We start from the raw sequence: 5736 nt of genomic DNA on the forward strand, positions 1-5736 counted from the left end.
TAAACCGGTTTCCCGAAGTACTTCATAAATATCAGAATCGCTTCAGGTATATCCTTGTGGATGAGTACCAGGATACCAATCACTCGCAGTACCTTATCGTGAAAGCACTTTCAGATAAATTTCAGAATATATGCGTAGTTGGGGATGATGCGCAGAGTATTTATGCTTTCCGGGGAGCTAACATCAACAATATTTTAAACTTTCAAAAAGATTATCCTGACGTTCAAACATACAGGCTGGAACAGAATTACCGCTCCACCAAAAATATTGTGAATGCGGCAAATTCTATAATTGAGAAGAATAAGACTAAGCTGGAAAAAGTGGTTTGGACCGAAAATGAAGACGGACCAAAAATCGTGGTCAACCGCTTACTAACCGATGGGGAGGAAGGGCGTTTTGTGGCAAGTTCCATCTTTGAAAACAGAATGCAAAATCAGCTTAAAAACAGCGATTTTGCGATTTTATATCGAACCAATGCCCAGAGTAGGGCTATGGAAGATGCCTTGAGGAAAAAGGAGATCCCGTACAGAATTTACGGCGGACTTTCATTTTACCAGCGCAAGGAGATCAAAGATGTACTTTCATATTTAAGATTACTTATCAACCCGAAAGATGAGGAAGCTTTAAAACGGGTGATCAATTATCCTGCGCGTGGTATTGGCCAGACCACGATGGATAAATTGACTATTGCTGCCAATCAGTACGGCCGCTCAATCTTTGAGGTTATCGAAAATATTGATCAGCTTAATTTAGGGATCAATAGTGGCACCCGCACCAAGCTGAAGAACTTCGTGAATATGATCAAGAGTTTCACGATCCTTGCTGAAAATGCCGATGCTTTCCACGTTGCCGATACAGTGACAAAAAAATCCGGATTGGTTCAGGAATTTAAAAAAGATGGTACTCCGGAAGGGATTGCCCGAATAGAAAATATCGAGGAATTACTGAATGGAATCAAGGATTTTGTTGAAGAGCAAAAAGAACTTGCCGATGCTAACGGAACTTTAGCAGAATTCCTGGAAGATGTTGCCCTGGCTACCGATATGGACAAAGATACCAGCGATGATGACAGGGTTGCTTTAATGACTATTCATTTGGCGAAAGGTCTGGAGTTTCCTTATGTATACATCGTAGGGCTCGAAGAAGACCTTTTTCCGTCGGGAATGAGCATGAATACCCGAAGTGAACTGGAAGAGGAACGCCGGCTCTTCTACGTAGCCTTGACAAGGGCTGAAAAACAGGCTTACTTAACCTATACCCAATCTCGCTATCGCTGGGGTAAACTTGTAGATGCGGAACCTAGTAGATTCATTGAGGAGGTAGATGATGAGTTTAAGGATTATTTGATTCCGCAGGATGATTATAAGTATAAACCCCTAATTGACACTGATATTTTTGGGGATGTGGATAAATCTAAGCTCAGGCAAACAAAGCCTCAAAATGGTACTCCGCCACCGGCGCATAAGCCTACAGAATCTCAATTAAGGAAACTCCGTAAACTAAAACCTGCTGCTACTGAACCTGAAAAGGCAACTAATTCCATAAAACTGAAGGCCGGGGACGAAGTAGAACATATGCGCTTTGGAAAAGGAAAAGTTTTAAGTATAGACGGAGTGGGGCAGGATAAAAAAGCCGAGATCGATTTTGAGAATGGGGGAATCAAAAAACTCCTATTGAGATTTGCTAAATTGAAGATGCTAAGTTAAGCCGTTAAACTTCTGTTATTTAAAGCCGCCAAAAGCGGCTTTCTTTTTATCTTCAGGTTAAATTATACCTATATGATTTTTCCTGATCTAAAGAATCTAACTGCCGGCAAGAGGGAGAATTTAAAACGAATAATATTTAAATAGTAATCTGAAAACACCCGGAATTTTGTAAATTTTAGGGTGTTTTAAATATCTAATTATGGCTGAATTAATTAAAATTTACGAAGAGAACCCTAGTCCAAAACTCATCAACAAAGTAGTTGACGTTTTAAAAAATGGAGGTTTGGTTATTTATCCTACCGATACAGTTTACGGTTTAGGGTGTGATATAACCAATACTTCTGCTTTGGAAAAGATTGCACAGATCAAAGGGGTGAAGCTGGAAAAAGCGAACTTCTCTTTTATTTGTGAGGACTTAAGTAATCTTTCAGACTATGTAAAACAAATAGATACGGCAACCTTTAAGATACTGAAAAGAACGCTGCCGGGGCCTTATACCTATATTCTTCCGGGAAACAATAACCTGCCTAATGTCTTTAAAAAGAAAGAGACAGTAGGAATTAGAGTGCCCGATAACAATATTTGCAAGGCATTAGTTTCAGCTTTGGGAAATCCTATAGTGTCCACTTCAATAAGGGATGACGATGAGGTACTGGAATACACTACCGATCCTGAACTTATTAAAGAAAAATGGGATAACCTGGTAGATATAGTTATTGATGGAGGTTATGGAGATAATATACCTTCTACTGTTATAGATCTTACTAAGGCTGAACCGGAAGTTATAAGAGAAGGAAAAGGGAGTATAGAAATTATGTAAGCCTGAAAAGAAATTTTTTGAAAAATAAAAACCCCGCCTGGAAAGCGGGGTTTTCTATTTATGAAAAATTTATATCGCTACAAATTATTCTGCTGCTTCCATTCCTTCTTCGATCATTCCGTAGAACTGATCAAGTTTAGGAAGAACTACGATACGGGTTCTTCGGTTTTTAGAACGACCTTCAGCAGTTTCGTTAGAATCTACAGGAATGTAGTAGCTTCTTCCGGCTGCAGTCATTCTAGCTGGCTCTACACCAAACTCATCCTGAAGAATACGTACTACAGAAGTTGCACGCTTTACAGAAAGGTCCCAGTTATCTTCGAACATAGAAGTTTTAATAGGCTTGTCGTCAGTATGACCTTCAACCATAAATTCTATTTCCGGACGGTTTTTAACAACAGTTGCAACTTTACCAAGTACTTCTTTAGCACGGTCAGTTACGTTGTAACGTCCGCTGTCGAATAACAATTTATCTGAAATAGATACGTAAACTACACCTTTCTCAACATTGATCTCGATGTCTTCGTCGCTCATGTTTCCAAGGGCTCCTTTTAGGCTTGTTACAAGAGCAAGAGTTACAGAATCCTTTTTGTTGATTGCATCACGCATTCTGGTAATAGCAAGATCTTTTTCTTTTATGCTCTCAAGAGAACGCTCAAGGTTTTCAGCTTCTTTTTTAGAAAGGGTTGCTAAATCTCCAACATTGTTAAGCAATGCGGCGTTGGTATTGTTTAGCGTTTTAATTTGGCTGTTGAGGCCTTCTTTCTCGTCTAAGCAGGAATTTAATTTAACTGTGGCAGTATTTAACTGGTCCTGGGTGTCACGTTGTTTGGCTTCCAACTCTGAATATTTCTTCTGAGAAACACATGAAGAAAGTAAAAGAGCAACAGTAGCCGATAAAAGCATGATTCGTTTCATAACTTGTAATTATTATTAATGTTAGATGTTCCAAAAGTATCAAAAAAATACAAAGGGAAAAAGAAGCAATTACATTAGTTTTTAAATGTTTTACTTTAAAATTGAGAATTTTCGCTTACCCGCTATGAAATAAGAGAAGACAATAGATTTATGCATGTAATATTCTTTCTTTTTTGGGAGATTTTTACGCTTTTTCAGAAGGATGCTTATATGCCTGTAAAAGCTGGAATGAGCCTGTAAAATGGCGTAGAAATGAGCAAATTTACCGGCTGCAATAAACTTGAACGCAGCAAGAGCATCAAGGATCATTCTTATAAGTATTATACTTAATGTAGAAAGACCCGGGGTGTTTTTCAATAGAGAAAACAAGCTGTTTCTAAAATTAAAAAAGGTCTTTCGGGGGTTCATGCTATTTAAAGTGGCTCCTCCAAGATGATAAACCCTGGACCCACCTGTATATTTTACTTTGTATCCCAGGTTGTGCAACCTCCAGCAAAGATCTATTTCCTCCTGGTGTGCAAAATAGGTTTCATCCAAAGCACCTGCTTCGTAGAAGGACAGCTTTCTAATTGCCAGACAGGCTCCGCTTGCCCAGAAAACATAGGTATCGTCATTATATTGGCCATGGTCTTCTTCCAGATTGTCAAAAATGCGGCCGCGGCAATACGGATAGCCCAGCTTATCAATAAAACCACCTGCTGCTCCAGCGTATTCAAAATAATTCCGGTTTTTGTAATCCAGTAATTTCGGCTGTACCGCAGCGGTTTTAGGTTCTTCATAGAATATTTCCATAATTGGCCCCAGCCAGTTTTCAGTCACTTCAACATCAGAATTCAGCAGGAGGAAAATATCTTCTTCAAGGTGTTTGAGGGCATCGTTGTAACCTTTGGCGTAACCACCGTTCTCTTTATTCTTAATGATTGTTACTTCAGGAAACTCTTTTTTTAATACAGCAACCGAATCGTCAGTGGAAGCATTATCGGCTACGTAGATATTTGCGCCATCAGAATATTTTAAGACTGAAGGCAAGAATTCCCTCAGCAGATCCCGGCCATTCCAATTAAGGATAACCACGGCGACACTTAAGGATGATTTTTTATTTGTTTCGGTTTTCATTTGCTGTTCCATTCGGGGAGTTCCTCCAAAAAACGATAGGTTTCCTGCTCATAATCCATTTGGCAATAATAATGATCAAGTCCGTTGCTTAACATCAAATAACTGGCATTCAGGCTGAGGTTGTATCTGGCGATCTGGTCGAAAGTTTTCTGGGTTATTTTAACCCCGGGTGCTTTGCACTCCACAATCAAAAAGATGCTGCCATCAGAATTATAAACCACCAGGTCATAGCGTTTGATGAGTTTTCCCAGTTTCAACTGCTTTTCAGCATTTATAAGACTTTTCGGATAATTTTTGTCTTCGGTTAAAAAACGAATACAATGCTGTCTTACCCATTCTTCTGGAGTTAAAATCACAAATTTTTTCCGTAGCTCATCAAAAACGGCTATTTTATTTTGATTATTTTTGAACCGAAACCGGTACCTGGGAAAATTGAGGTCAAGCATAGGCTCAAAAATAGCAAAGTCAGAAGATTATTCTGTAAATGACTATCAATTAAATTCTAAAATTACCAGCGGAACTAAATCTTTTCATGGAAGAAGCAAAACAAATCGTTAATAGCATCAAGCAAGGAAACATTCAACCTATTTATTTTTTGATGGGGGAAGAGCCATATTACATTGATAAAATCTCTGATTTTATCTCGGAGAATATCCTTGCAGAAGAGGAAAGGGGTTTTAACCAGATCATAATGTATGGCCGGGATACAACAATAGATGAAATTGCCAGCAATGCCCGTCGTTACCCTATGATGGCAGAACGCCAGGTATTAATTGTTAAAGAAGCCCAGGACCTTTCCAGAAGTATTGAGAGTTTAAGTGCCTATGCCGATAATCCCCAGCCTACCACGGTTTTGGTAATGTGTTATAAATACAAGAAAATAGACAAAAGGAAGAAATTATATAAATCTATAAAAGATTCCGGGGTTATTTTTGAAAGCAAGCGACTTTACGAAAACCAGGTTGCGCCCTGGATTCAGAAAACTTTGAAATCGCGAGGCTACAGTATTACACCCAAGGCAGCCCAAATGCTGGTGGAATTTTTAGGGATGGATTTGGGGAAAATCGATAATGAACTGGAAAAACTGCAATTAATTATCTCTAAAGAGACTCAAATAACTCCGGAGCTTATTGAGGAGAATATAGGTATTAGCAAAGATTTTAATAACTTCGAGCT

Annotated in this window: 6 protein-coding genes; 3 read left to right on the top strand and 3 right to left on the bottom strand. The window is 38.8% G+C overall.

Going from position 1 to position 5736, the window contains the following annotated elements; all coding sequences use genetic code 11:
- On the top strand, positions 1-1706 hold a 1706-nt coding region (locus tag ACESK1_RS11595; protein ID WP_372920341.1), incomplete at its 5' end, for an ATP-dependent helicase.
- Positions 1707-1905: 199 nt separating this feature from the next.
- Positions 1906-2526, top strand: coding sequence for an L-threonylcarbamoyladenylate synthase (locus ACESK1_RS11600; RefSeq protein ID WP_372920342.1), 621 nt, complete (start codon positions 1906-1908; stop codon positions 2524-2526).
- Positions 2527-2610: 84 nt separating this feature from the next.
- On the opposite strand, the gene ACESK1_RS11605 is transcribed toward ACESK1_RS11600, so the two are convergent.
- The 3 genes from ACESK1_RS11605 to ACESK1_RS11615 form a co-directional block, all read right to left on the bottom strand.
- Entirely contained in the window at positions 2611-3444 is an 834-nt protein-coding gene (locus ACESK1_RS11605; RefSeq protein WP_372920343.1) for a flagellar motor protein MotB, read from the bottom strand.
- A gap of 90 nt (positions 3445-3534) precedes the next feature.
- Positions 3535-4560, bottom strand: a complete 1026-nt coding sequence (locus tag ACESK1_RS11610; protein ID WP_372920344.1) for a glycosyltransferase family 2 protein — start codon at positions 4558-4560, stop codon at positions 3535-3537.
- Positions 4557-5006: a type I restriction enzyme HsdR N-terminal domain-containing protein gene (locus ACESK1_RS11615; protein WP_372920345.1), complete on the bottom strand. Its 450-nt coding sequence runs from the start codon at positions 5004-5006 to the stop codon at positions 4557-4559. The genes ACESK1_RS11610 and ACESK1_RS11615 overlap by 4 nt, the downstream gene beginning before the upstream one ends.
- Positions 5007-5092: 86 nt before the next feature.
- On the opposite strand from ACESK1_RS11615, the gene holA reads away from it, so the two are divergent.
- Positions 5093-5736, top strand: a 644-nt coding sequence (gene holA, locus ACESK1_RS11620; protein ID WP_372920346.1) for a DNA polymerase III subunit delta, incomplete at its 3' end; no start/stop codon positions are given.

The organism is Salegentibacter sp. (assembly GCF_041642575.1).
Lineage (GTDB): Bacteria > Bacteroidota > Bacteroidia > Flavobacteriales > Flavobacteriaceae > Salegentibacter.